We start from the raw sequence: 25,872 nt of genomic DNA, 5'->3' as shown, positions 1-25,872 counted from the left end.
TCAATCCTCGTAGCGTTTGAAAATCAACGTGCCGTTGGTTCCACCGAAACCAAACGAATTAGACAACGCTACCCGCACATCCGCCTTGCGGCTCTGATTGGCGACAAAATCCAGATCGCATCCCTCGTCGGGATTGTCGAGGTTAATGGTCGGAGGCAGCACCCCGTCCCGGATGGCAAGCACCGAGAAGATACCTTCAACCGCACCGGCAGCACCGAGCAAGTGCCCTGTCATCGATTTGGTGCTGCTCATGGCAAGTTTGCCAGCGTGATCACCAAACACACTCTTAACCGCTTTCACCTCGGCCACATCGCCCACCTGAGTAGATGTTCCATGGGCATTGATGTAATCCACATCCTCAGGCGAGATACCGGCGTCACGAAGCGCGCCCTGCATGGAACGAGCAGCGCCCTCGCCGTTCTCGGGAGGTGCCGTAATATGGTGTGCATCGTCGCTCATACCGAAACCGGCAACTTCCCCATAAATGGTGGCGCCCCGCTTCCGCGCGTGCTCCAGCTCTTCGAGGACCACAACACCGGCACCATCACTCAGTACAAAGCCATCGCGCTCCTTGTCCCAGGGTCGGCTGGCTTTCTCCGGCTCGTCGTTGCGGGTGGAAAGCGCCCGGGCCGCAGAGAATGCAGCAATACCCGTGCGCGTAGTGGCCATTTCCGAGCCACCGGCGAGCATCACATCCGCATCACCGTATGCAATGGTTCGCGCTGCGTAGCCAATATTGTGGGTACCGGTGGTACAGGCCGTCACGATCGCAATATTCGGCCCTTTGAAGCCGAACCGTATCCCGGCGTTACCGGAGATCATATTGATGACAGAAGCCGGTACGAAGAACGGAGATACCTTTCGGGGGCCGGACTTGTCCATACTAAGGACATTCTTTTCAATGAATTCCAGCCCACCGATGCCGGAACCAATTGCTATTCCCGCCCGCTCTTTATCGAGCTGATCGTAATCGCCCAACCCGCTGTCATCCACGGCCTGCTGTGCCGCGATAAGACCGTAATGAATAAAGGCATCCAGCTTTCTGGCATCCTTAGGCGACAGCCATGGTTCCAGATCCAGATCCTTGATCGCACCGCCAATGCGCGTGTTGTAATCGGAGGCATCAAAGCGGTCAATCATGCCGATGCCACTTCGCCCGGCCTGAATACCTGCCCAGGAGCTCTCAACGTCATTTCCCAGCGGGGACAACATGCCCAGCCCGGTGATGACAACCCGTCGTTTACTCATAACCCGTTTCACCTGAAGTTCTATGTGGGTGGGGCACTGATTGAACCTGATTTCAAAGCAATAAAAAAGCCGCCCTTTAGTCTAACGAAAGGACGGCTTCTGCCTGGCTTCAGTAGAGCTGCGAGCTATCAGGTATGCGCGACAATGTAGTCGATTGCGTCCTGAACCGTCGCCAGCTTCTCGGCCTCTTCGTCAGGAATTTCAGTCTCGAATTCCTCTTCCAGAGCCATCACCAGCTCAACGGTGTCCAGTGAGTCAGCGCCAAGGTCCTCTACAAACGAAGAGGTGTTCTGAACTTCGGACTCTTTCACGCCCAACTGTTCACAAACAATCTTCTTAACGCGCTCTTCAACTGTACTCATAATGTCCTCACTTTGTTTTTCAACCAAGCAACTTTAGTGCTGCAAGTTTAGAGTAAACCCTACCCGCAAACAAGCAGGGATCCGGTTAAACATCTTGCGTGACAAGGGCTTGCGCCCTCATCCGCCGTTATCCCATATACATTCCGCCGTTCACGTGAATGGTTTCGCCACTCACATAGGCCGCCGCATCCGACGCCAGGAATGCGACAACAGCAGCAACCTCCTCGGGTTCACCCAGGCGCCCCGCCGGTATGATTTCCAGCATAGCCTCGCGCTGACGGTCGTCCAGTTTTTTCGTCATGTCCGTGTCAATAAAGCCCGGCGCCACGCAGTTCGCGGTAATACCCCGGTTGGACATTTCCTTCGCCAGGCTACGGGTAAATCCCTCGACACCCGCCTTAGCAGCACAGTAATTGCCCTGCCCCGGATTCCCCATACCGGCAACCACAGAACTGACATTGATAATTCGCCCCCAGCGGGCTTTCGCCATGCCCCTAAGCACGGCCTTGCTGGTGCGGTAAACACTGGACAGATTGGTTTCGAGAACCGAGCTCCAGTCATCGTCTTTCAGCCGCATCAGCAGATTATCCCGGGTAATGCCGGCGTTATTTACCAGAATCACCGGGGCACCAGACTTGTCCATGACTTCCTTCAGGCCGGCATCGATGCTTTCCGGATCGGCCACGTCCATCACAATGCCAAAGCCTTTCAGGCCAGCATCGCTCAAGGCCTTGGTGATGCTCTCGGCACCCTCGGCGCTGGTGGCTGTGCCAACAACCTCCGCACCTTGCCGGGCCAGTGCGTGAACGATCGCTTTACCGATACCCCGGGTACCACCCGTCACCAGTGCAGTTTTACCTTCAAGCGTCATGAATTGCTCCGATCGTTTAAGACTTGTTGAATGCGTCGAGGGCGGCATTGAATGACTCTGGCTTTTCCAAGCTATTCACCGCCAGACTCCGATCAATGCGTTTGGCGAGCCCTGCCAGAACCTTGCCCGCACCACACTCCGCCGCAACTGTCACACCTTCCTGCACCAGTTTGCGTACAGAATCTGTCCAAAGTACGGGAGAATAGAGTTGCTTCACCAGGTTCGCCCGCAGGGTAACAGCATCTGATTCGGCAGTCGCATGAACATTCTGAACAACCGGGATGACAGCATCGTTAAACGATACATCCTCCAGAGCGTCAGCCAGTTTGTCCGCCGCTCCCCGCATCAAGGCACAGTGTGAGGGCACGCTCACCGGCAAGGGCATGGCCTTACGAGCACCTTTCTCTTTGCATGCCTCAATGGCACGATCGACAGCGGCGGCAGAACCGGCCACAACGACTTGCCCCGGAGCATTGAAATTCACCGCCGAAACAACCTCGCCTTGCGCGACACTCTCGCACGCAGCAATGACATCCTGATCCTCAAGACCAAGAATCGCTGCCATCTTGCCCTCGCCCGCTGGCACCGCGCCTTGCATGAGTTCACCACGCAGGCGCACAAGTTTTACCGCCTCAGCAAACCCCAAACTCTCGGCAACCACCAACGCACTGTATTCGCCGAGGCTATGCCCAGCCACAAAGTCTGGTCGAGGCCCACCTGCCTGACACCATTGCCGCCAGAGCGCGACGCTGGCTGTCAGCAACGCCGGCTGGGTAACGGTTGTTTGGTTAAGCTCCTCAGACGGACCATTCTGGCAAACCTGCCAAAGGTCATAACCCAATGCCGCAGATGCCTCGGAGAATGTCTCGGTAACAATCGGCCATTCCGATGCAGCCTCAGACAACATGCCAACAGACTGGGAACCCTGTCCTGGAAAGATAAATGCAGATTTCATAAGCAGGATCTTAACGTAAATGAGGGGTTTCGGGAGATTAGCTATTAGTAATAAGCCGGCGCAATTATCCCCGAAAAAGGACACCGGGCCAGACAGACTTTAGTCTCAGTAGACTATACCAACAGGTCGTCGAGTCGTTCGTTGATGCGCTGGGGAACTTCCATATCCACTTCACGAACCGCCTGACGAATGGCTGCCAGCATGGCACGTTCGTTGGCATTGCCGTGACTCTTGATCACCACGCCCTGCAAACCCAGCAGGCTGGCACCGTTATGACGGGCAGGATCCATCAGTCGCAACAGTCGCCCGATAATCGGTCGAGCAAGGAAACCAACAAACCGGCCGTAGGCACCACGAGTAAAGGCCTGCTCGATCAAATCAATCAGCAAGCCAGCAACACCCTCGCCGGTTTTCAATGCAACATTGCCCACAAACCCATCGCAAACAACCACATCAGCGACATCCCGAAACAGGTCACTTCCTTCTATATAGCCGATGTAGTTTACCGTTTCGCACTGAGCCAGGAGATGAGAGGCCAACCGTACCTGCTCATTCCCCTTAATCTCCTCTTCCCCCACATTCAAAAGAGCTACCCGAGGCTCGGACAGACCAGAGATCGCCGAAGCCATGAGCGACCCCATCAGGGCGTACTGGTAAAGATTTTCCGCGGAAGCGTCGACTGTCGCACCAAGATCAAGGACATGACAGCGACCACGCAGTGAAGGCAGGAGCTTACAGATGGCAGGACGCTCAATGCCAGTATGCATCCTGATGATGGATCGCCCAAATGCCATAAGCGCCCCGGTGTTACCGGCGCTCACGCAACCTTGGGCCTCGCCGTCGCGGACCAGGCTAAGCGCAATGGCCATGGACGAGTTTTTCTTGTGTCGCAGGGCATGGGACGGGCGCTCATTCATGCGCACCACATCAGCCGCTTCCACGATACGGATACGACTATGCTCCCCAGACAACAAAGCCTCGAGCTCACTCCGGACTCCAACCAGAATAAGACTCAAGGCTTCGTTATCGCGTACCGCATCCAGTGCTGCCGAAACAACAACATCGGGGCCGCGATCACCACTCATAGCATCTACTGCGATGGTAACGGGATTCACCGTCTATCCATCCGATACCGGGCGGTGCAAATCACGAGAGATTTACTCGTCGCGCGCTTCTACTACCTGCTTTCCGCGGTAGAAACCGTCCGGAGAGACGTGGTGACGACGATGAACTTCGCCAGTTGTCGCGTCCGTGGACAGAGCGGCAGTGCTCAGAGCGTCGTGGGAACGGCGCATGCCCCGCTTGGAACGGGTCTTTCGGTTTTGCTGTACAGCCATGATTTTGCTCCTGACCTTTTTACGTAAAGCTAGTGTGTGTTCGTACCGATGCGTCGCCCTCTTAGAGGTGTGCGCACCTGCTCAATGTTTCGTTTTCTTGAGATCCGCCAGCACGCTGAAAGGATTCTCCTTCGCTGGAGCGGTCTCCGCGTCGGACTCCCCTTTGGGCTCCAGGGCTTCCAGATCCTCTTTCGCCGGGCATTCGCTCCGCTCGTGCAGCGGAAACGGCGGAAGAACCAGTAACAACTCGTCTTCCACCATAGACCACAAGTCTGCACTGAAATCGTCCGTCAGAAACGGCTCGAGATCTTTCGGCAACCGTTGTGCCTGTTCATCACTGGTCACAAGGCCCAGCGTAAACTCAGATCTCAGCGTTACCTGCATGTTACCCATGCAACGCTGACATTCCAGGATTACTGGTGCTCCCAGCTCACCCGAAACAATTCGTCTGCGCTCACCGTCCATATAAAAGGACAGCTTGACGCTGCACACAGCCGTCTCGCTCACTTCCGAAACTGCTTCCCGGAAACGAGTCAAAGCACTGAGAGGAATCTCTCCCTCCAGTGTGCTGTGCTGCTCCGCCAACTTGTAAGGGTCGACAGACTTGGGCAAACCGGCGCATGACGCTTTTGACATAGGCGCGCAATTTTAGGGGGGTGACTCCCCGCTGTCAAAGACTTCGTTATGTTTTGAGCGGGGTTTTGGTGTGGATAGGTGTATTCTACGATAAGTCCATGGCGAAACACGACAAAAGAGATCGACAACCATGACCACATCCACCCTGCTGCTGGCATCCTCATCGCCTTATCGAAGGGCCTTGCTGGAACGCCTGGGCTTGCCTTTTGAATGCGCCAGTCCGGACATCGACGAAACACCGATAAACGGCGAAACCGCCGAGCAACTGGCCACCCGACTGGCCGAAAGCAAGGCGCGAACTCTTGCCAGGGAATACAACCAGCACTGGATCATAGGCTCCGACCAGGTCGCCAGTCTTCCGGACGGCACCTTGCTGAACAAACCCGGCACTCACCAACAGGCAGTGGAGCAATTGAGCCGGAGCAGCGGCCAGAGCGTCCTGTTCCTGACGGGCCTGGCTTTGCTCGACAGCCAATCCAACCGGCTTCAGATGCATTGCGAGCCCTTTGAGGTTCACTTCCGGGACCTCGACACCACTGAGATTGAAGCCTATCTGAACCGGGAACAGCCTTACGATTGTGCCGGCAGCTTTAAGATGGAGGGCCTCGGCATCACTCTTTTCCGATCACTGAATGGGCGGGACCCCAACAGCCTGATTGGCCTGCCGCTCATCGCCCTGATCGACATGCTCAGGCAATGGGGCCGCAACCCGCTGCTGGAGCCGACAACAAACTAACGCTATCGAAGCTCCAACCGGGACTGGATCATCTGGGCGGCAAAACCCTCACCAAACGCAACGCCCAGCTGGTCAACCAGATTTTGCAGCGGGGACTTGCGACGGCTGTAGTCCACCAGCTCTTCCTCACCCACCAACTGACGAGCCACCCAGGACGTGCTGCCGAGACCATCCACCAGCCCCAACTCGACCGCCTGCTCACCACTCCACACCAGACCGCTGAACAGCCGCTCGTCCTCTGTCAGACGCTCGCCCCGGCCCGACTTCACCGCTTCAATAAATTGCTGATGGGTGTTTTCAAGCACATTCTCCCAGAAAGACACCTCCTCCTGACGCTCGGGAGAGAATGGATCAAGGAACGCTTTGTTTTCACCGGCCGTGTACAAGCGACGCTCCACCCCGATCTTTTCCATCACCTCGGTGAAGCCAAAGCCACCGGCCACCACGCCTATAGAACCGACAAGGCTGGCACGGTTGGCGTAGATCTCGTCAGCCGCAGAGGCGATGTAATAGGCTCCGGATGCTCCGATATCGGAGATAACGGCATAGACTTTCTTATCCGGGTACTCGTCGCGCAGACGCCGGATCTCATCGTAGATATAGCCGGACTGCACCGGGCTGCCACCGGGACTGTTAATCCGCAGCACCACGGCCGCTGAATTCTCTGCCTCGAACGCCGAGCGCAGCGCTCCAACGACATTATCGGCACTGGCCAGCTCATCGGCAGCAATTGGCCCATCCACTGCCACGACCGCCGTGTGCTTACCCGTCACTCCCTCGATCGTGTCACCCACCGGCAACTTGAACATAAACAGCAGAGCGAACAGGTAAGCAAAGGTCAGGAACTTGAAAAAGATTCCCCAGCGCCGACTCTTGCGCTGCTCAGCCTGCAGGGACAACACCAGCTTTTCAATCAACTTCCAGTCACGCCCGGACTCAGGCGGAAGATTCATTCCACCTTTGGCCGACGACCGCTCGGAAGCGACCGGCTTATCGCCCCACTCCGGAGACTTTTCCGATTCCCAATCACTCATTAAGCTACTCCATCAACTGCAAAAACGAGATTGCTCACAAACCCAGTACGGCCCGCAAATCACTGACGGTATCCACGACGGCGTGAGGCTCATAATCACCCAGAACATCCCTTTTGTGCACACCCCACTCAACACCAATCGACGGCATTCCGATGCGCTGCGCCATTTCAAGGTCGTAACGGGTATCGCCAATCATCACGGCATTCTTCGGCTCAATCCCATAAAAATCCAGTATTTCTTCCAGCATTTTTGGGTCTGGCTTCGAGCGCGTTTCATCCGCACACCGGGTGATATCAAAATGCACCCCAAGACCACTGGAGGTGAGCGCCTGCTCCAGCCCTCGACGACTTTTACCTGTCGCCACGGAGCAACCCAAGCCCGAACGACGAATATCGGCAACAACCTCCGCCATACCATCGAACACATTCTGGGGCGTCGTCACCTTGCTGAAGAAATAAGTGGCGTAACGCTCCCGGATGGCCAACATCTCTTCGTGCTCGATGCCCGGATACAGGCGCCCCAGCGCCTCCACCATGCCCAGCCCGATGATATCCCGGTAGGCCTCCCGCTCCAGAGCCGGATACCCGAGCTCTGTCGCCGCCTGATGCAAGCTATCCGCAATATGATCCACGGAATCCACCAAGGTACCGTCCCAATCAAAAATGACCGCTTTAATATCCATTCAAGACTTCCTGTTTCGCGCTTCCAGCAACCGCAACGTCTGCTCGAACGCCTCATCGTAAGGCGCCTCCAACCGGACCTTTTCACCGGAATCCGGCAGCCTGAACTCCAATGCACGGGCATGGAGCATCAATCTCTGACCACCGGCGGCGCGGAACGCTTTGAGGCTGACATCATCCATATACTTGTCATCGCCCGCGATCGGATGACCCTCGAAGGCGCAGTGCACCCGAATCTGGTGAGTCCGACCGGTAACAGGGCTGGCCTCGACCAGACTGTAACCGGCAAATCGCTTCAGGCACCGGAAGGTCGTCAATGATTCCTTACCTTCGTCATCCACCTTCACACGCCGCTCACCATTCGGCATTTCATATCGAAGCAAAGGCGCATCCACCCTACTGACGGACGACGACCAGTCACCTGCGACAAGCGCGTGATAGAACTTCTGCACCCGCTTCTGGCGCAAATCATCCTGCAAGAATCTGAGAGCAGACCGCTTTTTCGCAATCATCACCAGGCCCGACGTGTCGCGGTCCAGCCGATGCACCAGCTCCAGGAATCGCGCTTCCGGCCTGGCGGAACGCAGCACTTCAATCAGCCCAAAACTCAGGCCACTACCCCCATGAACCGCTATACCAGAAGGCTTGTTGACCACCAGCATATGCTCGTTCTCAAATATGACGGCCTGCTCCATCACGCCCTGCACCCGACGTCCCGGCGCAACCTGCGGAGGCTTTTCTTTTCGGGTAATAGGCGGAATTCTCACTTCATCACCGGCCTTGAGGCGAGTATCCGGCTTCACTCGGCCCTTGTTCACCCTTACCTCACCCTTACGGACAATACGGTAAACAATGCTCTTGGGAACCCCACGGAGCTGCGCCAGCAGAAAGTTATCGACCCGCTGACCGGCCCCATCCTCATCGACCGTTACCCACTGCACCTCCGGACGGCCCTCCCCACGCTGTTCCGGGTGTTTTTCAGGGCCAGCAGTTCGTCGCCGTTCGTTCGGGCGAGACCGGACAGCCTGCTGCGGAGGTTTTCGGCCGGGCTTTTTGGGCCGGGGATGGCGAGCCATGAAATTCCTTAGTTGACAGATGAATGCAGGATTGATCGGCACATTGAATACTGTTATATTCCGGCGTGCTCTGCCGTATGTCTACGGTCTGGACAACATGCCAGGAACCGCAGCGGCAGAAGTATACAGAGACTACTCGAGAGTTTGAACGCCGCGCCCCATTCGCTATCGGGGCCCGGCTTAGGAATTACCCCCGGAAACTCAGGGCGGACCAGTAAAGGCCGTTCCCCTGCCCCGGGAGTAGAGAAACCGTGCGGAAAACCGACGGGCAACATAGCGAAGAATCATTGTCACCCAGGGCCGGGCCGTCCAGAGAAGAAACACGACGTGAGACCCAGGCACCTGAGTGAACCTGAAAACGGATAACATGCGTCAACAGACAAAAAACTCAATCGACCTCTCACTGCGTAAGCGCAGTCGAACTGTCGGCGGTGGTTTAAAACCAGGTGGTTTAAAACCAATAGAATCAAGGGCCCAGGAGGCCTGATTCGTCTGGCCGCCGACCCGCGCCTACCCTGCGCGATCGTCCGCGGCACGCACATCCCGCTTCGCTGATGCGAGCTCCTCCGGTTTTCTGTCAACACTAATCGACAGGAATCCTTTCTCTCCATGAAAAGAATGCTCATAAATGCAACTCACCCTGAAGAGTTGCGCGTCGCGCTGGTGGACGGCCAGCGCCTGTTTGATCTCGATATCGAATCCAGCTCCCGCGAGCAGAAAAAGGCCAACATTTACAAGGGCCGAATCACCCGAGTTGAGCCCAGCCTCGAAGCCGCTTTTGTGGATTTCGGTGCTGATCGACACGGTTTCCTGCCCCTGAAAGAAATTTCCAAGGAGTATTTCAAGAAATCTCCGGGCCAGATCGAAGGCAAGATCAATATCAAGGATGCCGTTTCCGAAGGCCAGGAAGTCATTGTCCAGGTGGACAAAGAAGAACGTGGCAATAAAGGCGCCGCACTGACCACCTTCATTTCCCTTGCAGGCCGCTACCTTGTCCTGATGCCCAACAACCCACGGGCCGGTGGCATCTCCCGCCGGATCGAAGGCGAAGAGCGCGCTCAGCTGAAAGAAGCCATGAACGACGTGCAAGTCCCGAAATCCATGGGCATCATCGTTCGCACTGCCGGCATTGGCCGCACCACCGAAGAACTCCAGTGGGACCTCGACTACCTGGTCCAGTTCTGGGAAGCCATCACCCAGGCGGCCAGCGAGCGCAAAGCGCCTTTCCTGATTCACCAGGAAAGCAACGTCATTATCCGCGCCGTTCGCGACTACCTCCGCCAGGACATTGGCGAGGTCTTGATTGATGCCGAGACCGTCCACGAGGACGTACTGAGCTTCGTCCGCGCAGTGATGCCCACCTTCGAAAACAAGATCAAGCTGTACAAGGACGAAATTCCCCTGTTCAGCCGCTATCAGATCGAAGGCCAGATCGAAACAGCCTTCCAGCGCGAGGTAAAACTGCCCTCCGGTGGCTCGATCGTGATCGACCCGACGGAAGCACTGGTCTCCATCGACATCAACTCGTCCCGCGCCACCAAAGGGCAGGACATCGAAGAAACCGCGCTGCAGACCAACCTGGAAGCAGCCGAGGAAATCGCGCGCCAGCTTCGCCTGCGGGATATGGGCGGACTGATCGTTATCGATTTCATCGACATGACCCCAGCCAAACACCAGCGCGAGGTGGAACAGAAGATCCGCGAAGCCCTGGAACTGGACCGCGCTCGCGTGCAGGTTGGCAAGATTTCCCGCTTTGGCCTGCTGGAAATGTCACGACAGCGCCTGCGCCCATCCCTGGGCGAAACCCGCAGCGAGGTGTGCCCCCGCTGTGAAGGACAGGGCACGATCCGCGGCATCGAATCCCTCGCCTTGAGCATCATGCGCCTGATCTATGAGGAATCCTCCAAAGACAAAACCGGCGAAGTCCGGGCGGTGGTTCCCGTATCCGTGGCAACCTTCCTGCTTAACGAGAAACGCAAGCAGCTGGCCGACATCGAAAGCGGACAGAAAGTCAGCGTGGTGGTTGTACCGGTCCCGCACATGGAGACGCCGCATTTCGAAGTGCTTCGACTGCGGGAAGACGAAACAACGCCGGAGCATGTCTCCAGCCACCAGGTAGCCGAGCAGTACAACGAGCGCGAGGAGGAAACCTTCGAGACCTCCACACAGGAGCGCCCGGCCCGCGAACAGGCTGCCGTCAAGGCAATCCGACCCAGCGCACCGGCACCCGCCCCCGCCGCTGCCCCGGCGCAAAACGACGAACAGCAAGAAACCGGACTGTTCCGTCGTCTTGGCCGCAAGATTGCCAATTTCTTTGGTGCCGAAGCGGAAGAGACCGACGAAGCCCGCAAGCAAAGCCGCAGCAACCGTGAGGATCGTCGGAACCAGAATCGCCAGGATCGCCGCAAAACCCGCGTAGCGCGGGACGACCAGCGTACGGGCGGAAAGCGCAGCGGTAACGAACGTCGTCAGGGTGGCCAGCAAAGCCGCGGCGACGACAATCGCGGTCGCAAACCGAATCGCAACGACGACCAGGCCAGCAAGAACCAGAACCGCCAGACGTCGGATAAAGGCCCCGAATCCAAGAGCTCGGAAGGACGTCGTGACGGTCAAGGTCAAGGTCAAGGTCAAGGTCAAGGTCAGGGTCGCGGACGTGGCCGAAACAAGCCACAACGGGACCAGAAAGACACCCGCGACCAGAAGGCCCAACAGGAAACTGCGAAGAAAACTTCTGGCAGCGACAAGCCCGGAGCCGAAGACAAGCGTCGCAAACCACGCCGCCAGCGGGGCCGGGACGGTACGCCAAGCGAAACGCCGACCACAACTCCGGCCGAGCGTAAAACTACCCGCAGCGAAAGGCACCAGCGCGACACCCAACCCGAGAAACCTGTTGGCGCTGAAGCGGCTGTAGACACCAAGGTAAACGAAACCATCGAGGCCAAGCAGGCAACTGCCCCGCAGGAAAAGCCCGCATCCAAGGAACTCGCTAAAATCGAGCCTGCAGCGAAGACGGAGCAGCCGGCCGACGAGAAACCAGCGGAGAAGGCGCCGGAATCCAAGCCAGCGGCGACTGCGGACAGTAACGACCAGAAGTCCGCGAAAACGGAAGAAGCACCGAAGGCAAAAGAAAGGACCGGCAAGCCGCGCCCTCAGCGCAAGCCCAAGTCCGATGCGGCGGCGAAGAAAGTCAGCAAGCCGGAAGCAAGCGGTGACACCAAGCCTGAGCCGGGCGCTGACACAACCAGGAAGAGCGAAGAGGCAGGAGCTAAAGCACCCGCCGAGAAAGCGGAACCCGCTACCAAGCCAGAGCCAACCCCCCAGTCGCCTTCGGCGGAAAAGGCAAACTCTGCTGCTGCGGAGCCAAAGAAGGAGCTGACACCAGAGCCAAAACAAGCGGCAAACTCTGACCAGAAGAAGGCTCCGGCAAAGGAAAAGGCCCCCGAGAGCAAGCCACAGCAAGCGCCGACTCCTACACAGGAGACAGCCAAACCAGAGGCGCCGGCCGAGACCACGCCAAAGGCAGACAAGGCAGAGCCTTCAGAATACGCACCGAAACCCGATGCGGACAAGGTGTCAGGCGAAAAGGCGAAGGAAGCACCCAGCAAAGCTGCACCTGAGCCAAAACCTGAACCACAGAAGAAGCCCGAGCAGCAGGCAGCAAAGGCCGCCGATGAGACGCCTGCAACGCCCAAGCCCACGGAACCCGAGGTACCGGTGACCCCGGGACGGGCCTACAATGACCCGCGGGAAGTTCGCAAGCGGCAGCGTGCAGCCGAAGCGGCGAAAAAGGCGGAGAGCAATTGAGCATGGTAACCAATTCCGACATCGAAGCGCTGGAAGACATTCTGTTTGCTGAGCCTTGGGGGGACGAGGCCCTGGACTTCTTTGGCCTGCACGGAGTGGTTTGCGCCAGCGTTGTCGGGCCGGTCGAGCTCTCGGTAGAAGATATCTTCCGACTCGCGACGGGCACGGACAACGTGCCCGACAAAGGCGTTCCAGACATCTTCAAGCTCTGCACAGACAAGCTCGCGCAGGGCATGGCCCACGCACTGGACATGGGTCAGTCCCTGGAACTTCCAGAACCGGAAGACGGCGATCCGATGAACGCGCTGGAGAACTGGTGTGCCGGTTTCGTCGACACCTTCCTGGAGCACGAGGAGGAGTGGCTGGAAGTTGCTTCCGAAGAGGAAATCGCCGACCTGCTGGTTCCCATGCTGACGCTATCGGGACTGTTCGAGGACGAAGACTTCGAGAAAGCCCGAAAGAGCGAGAAGCTAGCCCAGCAAATGGCGGACGCCATCCCTGACGCCCTGACTGATCTTTACCTGCAGTTTCACGCGCCGGACTAGGCCGGCGCCTGAACACCGACAGGTTCTCTGAAATGATGCCAGACCGGCTCCAGCCCGTCTGGCATTTTCATTATTTTGCCCAGCTCACACCACGGAGCGCCGGGAAAGTGGAAATCACTGCCCTGAGACGCCAGCATGCCGTCCCTCCGACACAGCTCCGCCAGAAAGCCGAGATCACCACTCGACTGCCCGGATGTGGATACCTCCAGCGCGCGCCCGCCAGCCTTACGAAAATCCGAAACCAGCTCCCTCAATTTGGTCGCTGTCATCTGGTATTTGCGTGGATGCGCCAGCACCGCAATGCCACCGGCCGCAACAATCCAGTCCACCACTTCGTCCAGCTCTGGCCAGTACGCCTTCACATCACCCGGCTTACCGGCTCCTAAATGGCGCTTGAACGCCTGCGCCACATTGCTGACCACGCCGGCCTCGACCAGAACCTTGGCAAAATGAGGACGGCCAGGCACCTCGCCTCCCGCATGCTCCGTTGCCCGGGCCAGCAAGTCATCCACCCGAAGTTTGCTCAACCGTTCAGCTATTTGCCGGGCTCTGGCCCAGCGATTAGAGTTCTGGGTATCCATCGCGCTGAGAAATGCCTGATCGGTGGGATCAAAATCCAGTCCAACCACGTGAATCGTGCGACTTTTCCACAGACAGGAAAGCTCTACGCCCGGCACCAGTTCCACGTTGTGCAACAAAGCCGCTGACCGGGCCTCTGCAAGACCATCGACGGTGTCATGATCGGTGAGCGCCAGATGAGTGACCCCTCTCTCAGCCGCCCGCTCTACGAGCGCGGCTGGCGCCAGAGCTCCGTCAGAGGCAGTACTGTGGCAGTGCAGGTCAATGCACAACGCGAGGTCTTGGGGTATAGTCACAACAGATCCTGATTCAGGTAAAAAAGTGCTGAGCGCCCGTTGGCACCCGGTGGCAGAGAGTTCATCGTGCCGCGCCCGGGCACTCCCTGTAAAGCCCATTGATCAGCGCACGTCAAAAACGGAGACCTTCATGTACTACGCCATTATCAGCGAAGATGTCGAAAACAGCCTCCCGCTTCGACAGAAGGCACGGCCAGATCACCTGGCGCGACTAAACACCCTCAAAGACGAGGGTCGCCTGCTGGTAGCCGGTCCCCATCCAGCCATCGACACACCGGATCCAGGCGAAGCCGGATTCACTGGCAGTCTGGTGGTAGCCGAATTCGACTCACTGGAAGCCGCTCAGGCCTGGGCCGATGCAGACCCCTATATTGAAGCGGGAGTCTACGAAAAGGTCACGGTAAAGCCTTTCAAGGCTGTTCTGCCGTAGAACGGCCCTAACTCCATGAGTTTATTGTAATGGCGGCTATATTGATCGCCCCGTTATCTGTGACAGAATTGCAGGCTGTCCATCTGTCATATTCACCGGTTCAGATTAGGGAAACGAAACAGTGATAATCTTCCGCGTCCTCTTCAGTGTGCTTCTTGTCCTCGCCTGTACCGCACACGCCCAGGCCAAAACGGCATGGGTTGACGACCAGATTTACCTGCCGGTCCGCGCTGGCGCGGGCACGCAGTTCCGCATCATCGAAAACGCTGTTCCAAGCGGCACCCCTCTTGAGGTGCTTGAAACCACCGACACCGGTTACACACGAGTCCGGACACCCAAGGGTACCGAAGGCTGGGTGTCCAGCCAGTACCTGAGCGATACACCCATTGCCGCAGACCTGCTTCGCCGGGCAAACCAGGAGCTGGAACAAGCTCGCAACGAACTGAATCAGGTCAAGGAACAGCTTTCCGCGACCACCAAAGAACGGAATCAACTGGAATCCTCCGAAGCTTCGCTGTCTGATCAGTCCCAGGAGCTGAAAGAGGAGCTGCAGCGCATCAAGAGCATCGCCGCAGACTCCATCAATCTTGAGCGCCGCAATCGGGAACTGCTGGAAGAAAACCAGAAGATCAGGAACGACCTGGAAGTGCTGACAGCGGAAAATGAACGGCTGGAGGCCAGCAAGGAATCAGACTTCATGCTCCTTGGAGCCGGCCTCGTATTGGGCGGCGTTGTACTGGCGCTCCTCATCCCAATGCTTAAACCAACAAGAAAAACGGACAATTGGGCGTAACTTGATGAGGGAGCATTCAGAAAAACGCGATTTCGATCGAATGCAGGTGAATTCCGAGATCAAAATTTAAGACACAATGCACCGGAGTATGCCGATATCTGAGCACGGCAGGCATGCTGGTTCAGGCGGAGAGACAAGTGAGGTTCTTCGGTGTGAGAAAGACGGCGACGGCTATCTGGTGGAGCTGAGGATTCAGGAAGTAAGCTGATTCGAAATCAGCAACCCGAAGCGGTGGTCAGCCGCTTCGGGGTTTGTCTTACGGGTTATACCAAAGGCTTCTCGGACACGATAATGCCGTTGTTATCCGCATAAACATACTGGCCTGGCTCGAAGGTGACGCCTCCGAACGTCAGGGTCACATTCAGGTCCCCCAAACCACGCTTTTCACTCTTTCTTGGCTGTGTGCCCAACGCCTGAACACCCAGATCGGTCTTGCCAATCTCGTCCACGTCGCGGATGCAGCCGTAGATGATGATGCCAGCCCAGCCATTGTTGGCGGCTTTCTCCGCCAGCATGTCCCCCAGCAGGGCGTGGCGCTTTGAGGCGCCACCGTCAACGACCATCACACGACCGTTTCCGGGCAGGCCCACCTGCTCCTTCACCACCGAGTTGTCTTCATAGCACTTTACGGTAACGATCTCGCCACCAAAGGCACGGCGACCGCCGTAATTAATGAAGCCCGGCTCTACGACCTTGACCTCGGGAAACTCATCACACAGGTCCGGGGTGATAATGTCTGCCACGTCTTGCTCTCCTTTTCTTGATCCAGACTCAGTCGATTTTCTCGTCCGCCAGGAAGAACCAGGTATCCAGTACCGAATCCGGATTCAGGGATACGGTATCAATACCCTGCTCCATCAGCCACTTGGCCAGATCCGGATGGTCGGACGGGCCCTGACCACAGATACCGATGTACTTACCGGCCTTCTTGCATGCCTGAATAGCGTTGGACAGCAACACCTTTACTGCGTCGTTACGCTCATCAAACAGGTGCGCAATGATGCCGGAATCCCGGTCCAGACCCAGGGTCAGCTGGGTCAAATCGTTGGAGCCAATGGAGAAGCCATCGAAGTGTTCCAGGAACTGATCCGCCAGCAGCGCGTTCGCCGGCAACTCACACATCATGATCACACGCAGGTCATTATCCCCACGCTTCAGGCCGTTTTCCGCGAGCAGGTTAACCACCTGCTCCGCTTCGCCGACGGTACGAACGAACGGCACCATCACCTCCACGTTGGTGAGGCCCATTTCGTCACGAACCTTCTTGAGCGCGCGACATTCCAGCTCGAAACAATCACGGAACGTGTCGGAGATGTAGCGAGAGGCGCCACGGAAGCCCAGCATTGGATTTTCTTCATCTGGCTCGTACAGGGTGCCGCCGATCAGATTGGCGTATTCGTTGGATTTGAAGTCAGAGAGGCGCACGATGACCTTTTTGGGCGCGAAAGCTGCCGCAAGGGTAGAAATACCCTCCACCAGCTTGTCCACGTAAAAGTCGACCGGTGAGCTATATCCGGCAATACGCTTCTCAACCGTCTGCTTGATATCCCGTGGCAGGCCATCGAAGTTCAGCAGGGCTTTCGGATGCACGCCGATCATACGGTTGATAATGAACTCAAGCCGGGCCAGGCCAACGCCTTCGTTCGGGAGTGCCTGGAAGTCGAAGGCACGGTCCGGGTTACCGACGTTCATCATGATCTTGAAGGGAATGTTGGGCATGGAATCCACGGTGTTTTCCCGCAGTTCGAAGTCCAGGGCACCCTCGTAGATCATGCCGGTATCGCCCTCGGCGCAGGAAACGGTAACGTCCTGCCCGTCTTTCAGGATTTCCGTTGCGTCGCCACAACCTACAACCGCCGGAATACCGAGCTCCCGGGCAATGATCGCCGCGTGACAGGTGCGGCCGCCACGGTCCGTGACGATAGCGGACGCGCGCTTCATCACCGGCTCCCAGTCCGGATCGGTCATGTCGGTCACCAGGACATCGCCGGCCTGGACTCGATCCATTTCATTAATGCTGGTAATGATCTTGACCGGGCCGCTGCCGATCTTGTGGCCGATACTGCGGCCTTCCACCACCACCTTACCGGTCTCTTTCAGCAGGTAACGCTCCATCACGTTGGCTGAAGCGCGGCTCTTCACGGTTTCCGGACGTGCCTGAACGATGTAGATCTTGCCGTCGTCGCCGTCTTTTGCCCATTCAATGTCCATCGGGCGCTGGTAGTGCTGCTCGATGATCATGGCCTGCTTGGCCAGCTCTTCAACTTCGGCGTCGGTGATACAGAAGCGGTTGCGGTCCTCCTGCTCAACTTTCACCGTTTCAACAAACTCATCGGCATCCGCATTGGTGTGATACACCATCTTGATGGCTTTGCTACCCAGGTTACGGCGCAGAACCGAGGGCCGACCAGCTTCCAGTGTGGGCTTGTGCACATAGAATTCATCCGGATTCACAGCACCCTGCACAACGGTTTCACCCAGGCCGTAGGACGCGGTAACAAACACCACATCCCGGAAACCGGATTCGGTATCCAGGGTAAACATCACGCCACTGGCCGCCGTTTCACTGCGCACCATTTTCTGGATACCCGCGGACAGGGCCACCAGCTTGTGATCGAAACCGTGGTGCACCCGGTAGGAAATCGCCCGGTCATTGAAGAGAGACGCAAACACTTCCTTAACGGAGGTGCGCACCTGCTGAAGGCCGACCACGTTCAGGAAGGTTTCCTGCTGGCCAGCAAAAGAGGCATCCGGCAGGTCTTCTGCCGTGGCAGAGGAACGAACGGCCACGGCCATACCGTCGTTACCAGCCTGAAGCTTGGCGTAAGCCTCTTCTAAAGCCTTTTCCAACGGCTCAGGGAAGTCGGTATCGATTACCCACTGACGAATCTGTGCACCGACCCGGGCCAGCTCGTTGACGTCGTCGACATCCAACGCGTCCAGCGCGTTGTCGATCTTGTCTTTGAGTCCGTCGGTAGCCAGAAACTCGCGATAAGCATGAGCGGTGGTTGCAAACCCGCCCGGGACCGTCACACCTGCGTTGGCGAGATTACTGATCATTTCACCGAGAGAAGCATTCTTGCCACCCACCCGGTCCACATCGGACATTCCCAGGTGATCAAACCAAATGATGTAATCTTCCAAAACGCGTCTCCCTTAAGTCTGTGAAGCGAAGATCTAAACCAGGCCAGCGGCATCAAGTAAAAAACGGGGAAAATCCGCTGCGGAGCCTCGAACTTGGCGTGTATGATACTGTAACCTGAGCCGATTACCTAGGGAACCAGCCAAATCGGGAAGTGGATCTTAGCCCATGAAACGTACCGCTTTTTTTATCTCTGACGGCACCGGCCTGACCGCCGAAGCACTTGGACACAGCCTGCTGGCACAATTTGAGAAGATCGAATTCGAGCGCGTCACCGTGCCCTACATCGACGATGAGGAAAAGGCACGGGACATGGTCACCCGGATCAACAAGGCGGCCGAAGTGGATGGTGCCCGGCCTCTGGTCTTTGACACCATTGTGAACAGTGACATCCGGGACATTATCTCGAACGCCGACGGATTTATGGTCGATATTTTCGGCACCTTCCTGAGTCCCATGGAGCAGGAGCTGCAATCGTCCTCCTCCTACACCGTTGGCAAGTCACACTCGATCAACCATTCAGGAAGTTACGAGCGCCGTATCGACGCCGTCAATTTCGCCCTCGATAACGACGATGGCGCACGCACGCGACAATACAATGAGGCAGACCTGATTCTCGTGGGCGCCTCCCGCAGCGGGAAGACCCCCACCTGCCTGTATCTGGCGCTGCAATACGGTATCAAGGCGGCCAATTACCCGATCACCGAAGAAGACCTTGACGACCAGAAGCTGCCCGCAGCTCTGAAGCCCCATAAGCAGAAAATCTTCGGGCTTACCATCGAGCCGGATCGGCTGGCCACGATTCGAAACGAGCGTCGCCCCAATTCCCGATACTCATCCATGAAACAGTGCATGCACGAAATCGAGGAAATAGAACTGATGTACCGTCGCGAGCGCATCCCGTTCCTCAACACCACGGCCTACTCGGTGGAGGAAATATCCACCCGCATCATGCTCGCCACCGGGCTGAAGCGGAATCGCTAGTCCCCGGATCAGCCTCAAAGAAAGGACCACTCCCTTTTTGAGGCTGAGCTATAACCAACCTCACCATCCAGATTTCCTGAAAGCCGCTCAGTTCAGAAGACGATCTGCCGATTTGAGCAGTCTGACCCGGGACCATCCAGAAAACCCTAAATAAATTAAGGGTCCAGTACCGGATCAAGGGTGTTAATCACCAAAAACTATGATGTAGACTGAATATGTACATTGTGAATGCATAAGAATAATGCAATGTCCGACTCACGAAAGAAAAAGAACCGGAGAAGGGAATTATGATGAAGAAACTAACGGCGATCGCGCTTGCGTGCGCCACGCTCACTTCCATGAATGCGACCGCCGATCAGCTGGACGATGTGATCAAGCGAGGCACCCTGAATTGCGGTGTGGTTCTCGACTTTCCTCCCATGGGCTACCTTGACGAAAACAACGAACCTGCGGGTTTTGATGTTGATTACTGCAACGATCTGGGCGAGGCGCTGGGCGTCGACGTGAACGTTCTGAACCTGACCTGGGGTGATCGTATTCCTTCCCTGGTGTCTGGAAAAACCGACGTGGTTATCGGTTCCACCTCTGACACGCTGGAACGCGCAAAGTCCGTAGGCTTCACCTACCCGTACTTCGTTTTCAAATTCCAGGTGATCGCCAACGAGGATAAGAACATTGAATCGTTTGATGACCTGAAAGACCTCAAGGTCGGTGCGGCACTCGGCACGACTTACGAGACTGAATACCTGGCCTACGCAGAAGAGAATGGCTGGGGCAAAGACAACTACACGTCTTTCAAGTCTGAAAACGATGCGTTCCTTGGCCTCTACCAGGGCAAGGTCGATGCGATCATCTCCACCAACACCAACATCGCGACCAAGCTGCAGAGCGAGGAATTCGCAGATTTCGAGGCGGGCCCCTACGTACCCAACTACGACGACGTGGTCGGCATCATTGCCAAGCGCAGCGAAGTGGCGTGGATCAACTACCTCAACCTGTTCCTGATTCGCCAGATCCGCGACGGCAACATGAACGAGGCGTACAACAAGTACTTCGGGTCTGATGCACCTGCCGATCTGATCAAGTCCCTGAGGGATAACAAGTAAGGCACACACCCTCTTGTGTGACTGCTTAAACCACTGGCCAGCAGCCTGAACGGGTTGCTGGCCAGCCCTCTCAAATCACTCGAAGTGGCCAAGGTATGGAATACGAATTTCACTGGAACATTGTGTTCCAGAAGATGCCTGAGTTACTGAGCGGCGCTTTCGTCACCCTGCACGTCTCTGTGCTCGCCATGCTACTGGGTATTGTGATCGCCATTTTACTTGCGATCGCCAAAATGAATAACAGCAAGCCCTTTTGCTATGTGGCGACCGTTTGGGTCGAGATCGCACGGAACACTCCGGCACTGTTTCAGATTTACATGGCGTATTTCGGACTGGGAGCTTTCGGCATTCACCTGAGCCCCTACGTTGCCGTTCTGAGCGCCCTGGTCTTTATCAATGCGGGCTACCTGACAGAGACCTTCCGGGGAGGTTTCCAGTCCATTCCCAGCACCCAGTACAGTGCCTCCAAGTCTCTGGGCATGACCAGTATTCAAACCTATCGATACATCATCCTCCCGCAGATGCTCAGACGCATCTATCATCCGATGACGAACCAGTTTGTGTGGTCCATCCTGATGAGTTCGCTGGGGATTCTGGTGGGAATGAGCGAGCTGTCCGGTACGACCCAGCGGCTTCAATCCCTGTCGTTCCGAACACTTGAATTCTTTATTGTGGCAGCCGTGATGTACTTCATCATCACCAAACTGGTGTTGTTCGGTGCATCGCTGCTCTCCCGCAGACTGTTCAAGGGGGAAATCTGATGAACTCCCTGTTTACACCCCTGTCCTGGGACGATACCGGTTATATCCTGACCGGCGTCTGGAACACGATAACGATTTCTGTGGTTGCTATCGTAGCCGGCACCTTGCTGGGCATGATCGTCGGCTTCGCGCGGGCGGAAAGCAACAAGACGGTCAACTTCCTGTTTGGCAGCGTGCTGGACATCCTCAGAAGCGTGCCCCTGATCATCCAGCTGATTCTGTTCTCTACGTTTGTCGGTGCCATCGGACACCCCATGAATCCGTTTGTCGCGGGCTCCATCGTGCTTTCGCTGTATACCATGGCGTTCATGAGTGAAGTGTTCCGCGGCGGCTTCGAAAGCGTCAGCAAATCGATGCAAACCGCGGCCCGCTCGCTGGGCATGACCTATTGGCAAACCATCTACCACATCCGGTTTCCCATCGGCCTGCGCGCGGTGCTGCCGTCCTGGATGGGCGTGGCGCTGAGCGTGATCAAGGACTCAGCCCTGGTCTCAGTGATCGGCTACATGGAATTGCTGCGAACATCGGAACAGCTGATTTCACGGACCCAGCAACCGCTCGAGATCCTGATCGGCGTCGGTCTCTTCTACTTCATAATTTCATACCCGCTCTCGCATTACGGGCGGTATCTCGAAAGGAAAATGGCAATATGATTAGCGTCCAGAATGTCCATAAATCCTTTGGTGACCTTGAGGTACTGAAAGGCGTCAGTCTGGATGTGCCCAACGGCGAGGTCCTCAGTGTGATCGGGGGATCGGGCAGCGGCAAGTCGACCCTGCTCTACTGCATCAACGCGATCGAGACGATCAACTCGGGCAAGATCCTGGTGGATGATGTCGATGTTCACAGCAAAGACACCAACAAAGACAAACTCCGCCAGAAGCTGGGCATGGTCTTTCAGCATTTCAATGCCTTCCCGCACATGACGGTACTGGAAAACGCCGCCCTTGCCCCCAGGATTGTCAAGAAAATGAGCAAGGAAGAGGCGATTGAAATCGCCAAGAAAGAGCTCGAGCATGTAGGCTTGGGGGACAAGTTCGATGTCTACCCGACCCGGATGTCTGGTGGCCAGCAGCAGCGCCTGGCCATTGCTCGCGCTCTGGCCATGAAGCCCGACTTTATGCTCCTCGACGAAGTGACCTCCGCCCTGGACCCGGAGTTGGTGGGCGAAGTTCTGGATACCCTGCGTCTGTTGGCAGACGAAGGCATGACCATGATCTGCGTAACCCATGAAATGGGCTTTGCACGGGATGTCTCAGATCGTGTGGCTTACTTCCACCAGGGGGTAATCGCGGAGATTGGCGAGGCCAAACAGGTCATTACGGAACCGCAAAATCCGCTGACGCAAAAGTTCCTTTCAAAGGTGCGCTGATTGGGAAAGCAATGGAGACGATGGTTACCCGGGACAAAGACACCCGAACACTATCACCATCAAGAAAAGGGGCGCATTAGCGCCCCCTTTTCATTAGCTCCAGGCGTTACATTTCCTCGATGGCAAGGCCAAGCTCTTCGACAACCTTGCGGTTATCCGGACTGGTCACCACGGCAATGCTGGCCTTCTCTGGCACCAGCCAGGTGCTGGCCACGCGCTTGAGGTCTTCCAGGGTGGTCGCCAATACCCGTTCGCGGAACCGGGCACGCTGTTCGGGGCTGCGCCCAAACAACTTGTTGTGGAAGGCATGGCGTGCGGCACCAGCCGGTGACCGAGGCTTGTCCAGCTGACCGATCACACCAAGGATGGACTCCTCCAGCTCCTGATGACCATGCTCTTCGGTGTGCAACCATTCCAGCGCCTTGTCAAAGTCATCCAGCGTTTCCGCCAGACGAGGATCCCGATAGGAGAAGAATCGGAACGAGCCGTTCACGCTGTCCTGCCCGGCACCACCGCCGTAGGCACCGCCTTTTTCTCGGATGACACGATGCAGGTAACCATTGCGCAGGAAGCCACCCAGAACGGTCAGGGCGGCCGCATCCGGGTGATCAACCGGCACGGTTTTGTAGGCTTTGGCGCAGAAGTTCACCTGGGTTGAGGTGAGCCAGGCTTCGCGAGCTTTGTAGTCCACAGGCTCCATTGTCCAGTTGGAAGAAGCACCACTCTCCGCATCCTTCCAGCAGGACTTCAGGTCGTCCACCATGGCCGGAAGCTGCTCGTCTTCGCCGATCACCAGGAATTGACGCGCCTGTGCACGAATCTTTCCATGCAAGCCTGCGAGTTTCTCACACAGGGCTGTCAGCGCTTCAGGGGCCTTCAGAGAACTGTCCAGCTCCTTGGTACCGCGAATACCGGCCAGCCCGCCCAGACGGAACGACAGCCATCCACCCACGCTCATCCCCTGGGAAGCCGCCCCCATAGCCAGTGCGTGGCCACTGCCAGTAACAGCTTGCTCGCGGCGTGCGCGAATCTGGGCAATGATTTCCCGGATCCGCTCCTGCTCGTCAAAGCGAGCACCGTTAAACACATCACTCAACAAACGCGTCAGTGCGCTGCGGTTACGGGCCAGAGCCTTACCGTTAAAGACGATGTAACCGGACACATCCTGCACATCGTCAATGCGCCCCTTGACGCTGAACGAGGCACCAATGCCGCCAGACTCCGCTGAAATTCGATCCTGCATCTGCAGGTAATCCAGGTCACCACAACCGACTTCGGAAATCAGCGCGGTGTAGTACGGCAACAGCAGCAATTCTTCTTCGGTCAGCTCTGGCACCGGTACCACGATTTGTTCGTAGATCAGGCCGTTGGTGCCACGGGCATAAATCGAGGCAGAGAGATCTCCATCGAACCGGCATTCCGGCTCGGGCATCTGCAGGGGAACATCGGACAGGTCCACTTTGGGCAGGATGGAATCGTCATCCTTGCGCATCTGACGCTCTTCCAGTGCCGCAGCCCGCTCAACGATGAGCTGAACTTCCTCGTCAGTGAGGCTGGCTTTCTGTTTCGCCAGGGCCTCACGAATGGCTTCCTGCCGACGGGTTTCCAGATGTTCATCCGGACGCAGGGTCAGGGTCACCCGGTGGGGGTTATCCAGCAGGTTGCGGCGAATCAGGTCGGGCACGAAATTGGGATCACGAATCTTTTCCCGCAGCGTGGCCAGCACCGGTTCCAGATCCAGCAGTTCCACCGGGTCGCCGCCGTGCACCATGGGTGAAATTGCACTCATAATCAGCTGAAGCCCATACGGGAAGTGGTCCCCCGCAATTTCACGCTGATGCAACTCCAGCTGATGGAGAATCGCCTCCAGACGCTCCTCGCTGACGCCCTCTTCGGCCACTTTCCTGAGCGTGGTTTCAATCAGGGCTTCCAGCTCCCGCTGCTTTTCCGGTTCACTGCCTTCGATACCGCACACGAAGGTCATTTCCCGGTTGGAATCTTCCAGGCCACACATGGGCGACGGCGCGTGGCCCAAATCGGTGGTTTCCAGCGCGTGCATCAGGGGTGAGGCGCTGTTCTCCAGCAGAATGGCAGATAGCAACTGAGCTTCCAGATTTTCCTGAAGATCAAAGCTGTGACCCAGCAACCAGCCCATCACAATGTGAGTTTTGCGTTCGGAACCTTCACCCTCGTTAACGGCGTAGGCTTCTTCCACGCGTACTGGTGAGAAGATGCGTTTCTCATCGTGTACCGGCAGGTCGATATCCAGGTGATCAAAACGCTTCAGGGCCAGTTCTTCGAAGCGCTCATGATGTTCGTGAGCCGGAATGTTGCCGTAGGTGGCAAAAATCGCGTTGCTGGGGTGGTAATGGCGGCGATAGAAGGCCATCAACTCGTCGTAGCTCAGATCAACGATGTGATCCGGCTCGCCACCACTGTTGTAGTGGTAGGTGGTGGTCTGGAACAGGTGGCTGCTCAAGCGCTGCCATAGCTGCGATGTCGGCGAGCTCATGGCCCCCTTCATCTCGTTGTACACAACGCCCCGATAGACCAGATCCGACTCCGGCTTGTCCGGCGTTTCAAACTCCAGACGATGGCCTTCCTGAGCGAAATCGAGCGGATCCAGCTTTGAGAAGAATACAGAATCCAGGTACACCGACAACAGATTGTCAAAATCCTTCCGGTTCATGCTGGCGAACGGATAGGCGGTCCAGTCGCTGCTGGTGAACGCGTTCATAAACGTGTTAAGGGAACGACGGATCATCATGAAGAACGGATCGCGTACCGGAAAGCGTTCACTGCCGCAAAGGGCCGTATGCTCCAGAATGTGGGCAACACCGGTGGAGTCCATTGGGAAAGTGCGCAGCGCGACAAAAAAGACGTTTTCGTCATTGTCGGCCGCCAGGTGCAGGTGCCTCGCTCCCGTTTTCTTGTGTCGATACTCCTCAACGTCCAGATTGAGGGTGTCGATCCGGTGACTGCGAAGTTTTTCAAAGGCCGGATGGGTTGCGTTGTCGATCACTGCAGCCATTCACACTATCCTGTCGTTAACAAATGAGAATTGTAGGGTAAGTAGGGTAACACGTAGTATCCAATATCGTGCATTGTCCAGAAGCCACAAGGTA

At 56.8% G+C, this 25,872-nt stretch carries 24 protein-coding genes; 10 read left to right on the top strand and 14 right to left on the bottom strand.

Annotated features, from left to right (window positions below; all coding sequences use genetic code 11):
* From fabF to K8I84_RS02560, 7 genes are all read right to left on the bottom strand, one after another.
* The gene (gene fabF, locus K8I84_RS02590; protein ID WP_223793159.1) at positions 1 to 1,248 is read right to left on the bottom strand and encodes a beta-ketoacyl-ACP synthase II; all 1,248 of its coding nucleotides are present in this window, start codon (positions 1,246 to 1,248) and stop codon (positions 1 to 3) included.
* 128 nt (positions 1,249 to 1,376) lie between these two features.
* Positions 1,377 to 1,610 (bottom strand): acyl carrier protein, encoded by a 234-nt coding sequence (gene acpP, locus K8I84_RS02585; RefSeq protein ID WP_097461099.1) that lies wholly within the window; start codon positions 1,608 to 1,610, stop codon positions 1,377 to 1,379.
* 127 nt (positions 1,611 to 1,737) lie between these two features.
* Positions 1,738 to 2,481: a 3-oxoacyl-ACP reductase FabG gene (fabG, locus tag K8I84_RS02580; protein WP_223793158.1), complete on the bottom strand. Its 744-nt coding sequence runs from the start codon at positions 2,479 to 2,481 to the stop codon at positions 1,738 to 1,740.
* A gap of 16 nt (positions 2,482 to 2,497) precedes the next feature.
* Positions 2,498 to 3,436, bottom strand: coding sequence for an ACP S-malonyltransferase (gene fabD / locus K8I84_RS02575; protein WP_223793157.1), 939 nt, complete (start codon positions 3,434 to 3,436; stop codon positions 2,498 to 2,500).
* Positions 3,437 to 3,549: 113 nt separating this feature from the next.
* Positions 3,550 to 4,551 carry a phosphate acyltransferase PlsX gene (gene plsX, locus K8I84_RS02570; RefSeq protein ID WP_223793156.1) on the bottom strand — a complete coding sequence of 334 codons (1,002 nt, stop codon included), beginning with the start codon at positions 4,549 to 4,551 and terminating at the stop codon, positions 3,550 to 3,552.
* Between the two features lie 42 nt (positions 4,552 to 4,593).
* Positions 4,594 to 4,773, bottom strand: coding sequence for a 50S ribosomal protein L32 (gene rpmF, locus K8I84_RS02565; protein ID WP_022988074.1), 180 nt, complete (start codon positions 4,771 to 4,773; stop codon positions 4,594 to 4,596).
* Between the two features lie 81 nt (positions 4,774 to 4,854).
* The gene (locus K8I84_RS02560; protein WP_223793155.1) at positions 4,855 to 5,409 is read right to left on the bottom strand and encodes a YceD family protein; all 555 of its coding nucleotides are present in this window, start codon (positions 5,407 to 5,409) and stop codon (positions 4,855 to 4,857) included.
* Positions 5,410 to 5,539: 130 nt separating this feature from the next.
* On the opposite strand from K8I84_RS02560, the gene K8I84_RS02555 reads away from it, so the two are divergent.
* Complete coding sequence (locus K8I84_RS02555) at positions 5,540 to 6,145, top strand: Maf family protein (protein ID WP_223793154.1); 606 nt, start codon at positions 5,540 to 5,542, stop codon at positions 6,143 to 6,145.
* A gap of 2 nt (positions 6,146 to 6,147) precedes the next feature.
* Here the strand turns inward: K8I84_RS02555 and K8I84_RS02550 are convergent, their stop codons facing one another.
* The 3 genes from K8I84_RS02550 to rluC are packed head-to-tail and all read right to left on the bottom strand — an operon-like array spanning position 6,148 to position 8,935.
* Complete coding sequence (locus K8I84_RS02550; protein WP_223793153.1) at positions 6,148 to 7,179, bottom strand: S49 family peptidase; 1,032 nt, start codon at positions 7,177 to 7,179, stop codon at positions 6,148 to 6,150.
* A gap of 34 nt (positions 7,180 to 7,213) precedes the next feature.
* Positions 7,214 to 7,861: an HAD family hydrolase gene (locus tag K8I84_RS02545; protein WP_223793152.1), complete on the bottom strand. Its 648-nt coding sequence runs from the start codon at positions 7,859 to 7,861 to the stop codon at positions 7,214 to 7,216.
* A complete protein-coding gene (gene rluC, locus K8I84_RS02540) occupies positions 7,862 to 8,935 on the bottom strand; it encodes a 23S rRNA pseudouridine(955/2504/2580) synthase RluC (protein ID WP_223793151.1) in 1,074 nt (357 codons plus the stop codon).
* 609 nt (positions 8,936 to 9,544) lie between these two features.
* Here rluC and rne point away from each other — a divergent pair.
* Positions 9,545 to 12,739, top strand: coding sequence for a ribonuclease E (gene rne, locus K8I84_RS02535; protein ID WP_223793150.1), 3,195 nt, complete (start codon positions 9,545 to 9,547; stop codon positions 12,737 to 12,739).
* A gap of 2 nt (positions 12,740 to 12,741) precedes the next feature.
* Positions 12,742 to 13,284 carry a YecA family protein gene (locus tag K8I84_RS02530; RefSeq protein ID WP_223793149.1) on the top strand — a complete coding sequence of 181 codons (543 nt, stop codon included), beginning with the start codon at positions 12,742 to 12,744 and terminating at the stop codon, positions 13,282 to 13,284.
* Here the strand turns inward: K8I84_RS02530 and K8I84_RS02525 are convergent.
* Positions 13,281 to 14,159, bottom strand: coding sequence for a PHP domain-containing protein (locus tag K8I84_RS02525; RefSeq protein ID WP_223793148.1), 879 nt, complete (start codon positions 14,157 to 14,159; stop codon positions 13,281 to 13,283). The genes K8I84_RS02530 and K8I84_RS02525 overlap by 4 nt on opposite strands.
* A 130-nt stretch (positions 14,160 to 14,289) precedes the next feature.
* On the opposite strand from K8I84_RS02525, the gene K8I84_RS02520 reads away from it, so the two are divergent.
* Together K8I84_RS02520 and K8I84_RS02515 are read left to right on the top strand one after the other, a co-directional pair.
* Complete coding sequence (locus K8I84_RS02520; protein ID WP_223793147.1) at positions 14,290 to 14,589, top strand: YciI family protein; 300 nt, start codon at positions 14,290 to 14,292, stop codon at positions 14,587 to 14,589.
* Between the two features lie 121 nt (positions 14,590 to 14,710).
* Positions 14,711 to 15,382 carry a TIGR04211 family SH3 domain-containing protein gene (locus K8I84_RS02515; RefSeq protein ID WP_223793146.1) on the top strand — a complete coding sequence of 224 codons (672 nt, stop codon included), beginning with the start codon at positions 14,711 to 14,713 and terminating at the stop codon, positions 15,380 to 15,382.
* 263 nt (positions 15,383 to 15,645) lie between these two features.
* On the opposite strand, the gene rraA is transcribed toward K8I84_RS02515, so the two are convergent.
* Both rraA and ppsA read right to left on the bottom strand, forming a co-directional pair.
* Positions 15,646 to 16,125 carry a ribonuclease E activity regulator RraA gene (gene rraA, locus K8I84_RS02510; RefSeq protein WP_223793145.1) on the bottom strand — a complete coding sequence of 160 codons (480 nt, stop codon included), beginning with the start codon at positions 16,123 to 16,125 and terminating at the stop codon, positions 15,646 to 15,648.
* 28 nt (positions 16,126 to 16,153) lie between these two features.
* Positions 16,154 to 18,526 carry a phosphoenolpyruvate synthase gene (gene ppsA, locus K8I84_RS02505; RefSeq protein WP_223793144.1) on the bottom strand — a complete coding sequence of 791 codons (2,373 nt, stop codon included), beginning with the start codon at positions 18,524 to 18,526 and terminating at the stop codon, positions 16,154 to 16,156.
* Positions 18,527 to 18,692: 166 nt separating this feature from the next.
* Between ppsA and K8I84_RS02500 the strand changes: the two genes are divergently transcribed.
* The 5 genes from K8I84_RS02500 to K8I84_RS02480 all read left to right on the top strand — a co-directional run bounded on the left by K8I84_RS02500 (position 18,693) and on the right by K8I84_RS02480 (position 22,747).
* Positions 18,693 to 19,508 carry a pyruvate, water dikinase regulatory protein gene (locus K8I84_RS02500; RefSeq protein ID WP_223793143.1) on the top strand — a complete coding sequence of 272 codons (816 nt, stop codon included), beginning with the start codon at positions 18,693 to 18,695 and terminating at the stop codon, positions 19,506 to 19,508.
* A 287-nt stretch (positions 19,509 to 19,795) separates the two neighbouring features.
* Positions 19,796 to 20,614 (top strand): transporter substrate-binding domain-containing protein, encoded by an 819-nt coding sequence (locus K8I84_RS02495; RefSeq protein ID WP_223793142.1) that lies wholly within the window; start codon positions 19,796 to 19,798, stop codon positions 20,612 to 20,614.
* 95 nt (positions 20,615 to 20,709) lie between these two features.
* Positions 20,710 to 21,375, top strand: coding sequence for an amino acid ABC transporter permease (locus K8I84_RS02490; protein ID WP_223793141.1), 666 nt, complete (start codon positions 20,710 to 20,712; stop codon positions 21,373 to 21,375).
* Positions 21,375 to 22,028: an amino acid ABC transporter permease gene (locus K8I84_RS02485; protein ID WP_223793140.1), complete on the top strand. Its 654-nt coding sequence runs from the start codon at positions 21,375 to 21,377 to the stop codon at positions 22,026 to 22,028. Before K8I84_RS02490 ends, K8I84_RS02485 begins: the two co-directional genes overlap by 1 nt.
* The gene (locus K8I84_RS02480; protein ID WP_223793139.1) at positions 22,025 to 22,747 is read left to right on the top strand and encodes an amino acid ABC transporter ATP-binding protein; all 723 of its coding nucleotides are present in this window, start codon (positions 22,025 to 22,027) and stop codon (positions 22,745 to 22,747) included. The genes K8I84_RS02485 and K8I84_RS02480 overlap by 4 nt, the downstream gene beginning before the upstream one ends.
* 106 nt (positions 22,748 to 22,853) lie before the next feature.
* Here the strand turns inward: K8I84_RS02480 and K8I84_RS02475 are convergent, their stop codons facing one another.
* Positions 22,854 to 25,778, bottom strand: a complete 2,925-nt coding sequence (locus K8I84_RS02475; protein WP_223793138.1) for an insulinase family protein — start codon at positions 25,776 to 25,778, stop codon at positions 22,854 to 22,856.
* Positions 25,779 to 25,872: the final 94 nt, after the last annotated feature.

It is taken from the genome of Marinobacter sp. F4216, from assembly GCF_019931195.1.
Taxonomy (GTDB): Bacteria; Pseudomonadota; Gammaproteobacteria; order Pseudomonadales; family Oleiphilaceae; genus Marinobacter; species Marinobacter suaedae.
This window is presented reverse-complemented; position numbering and strand designations above follow the sequence as displayed.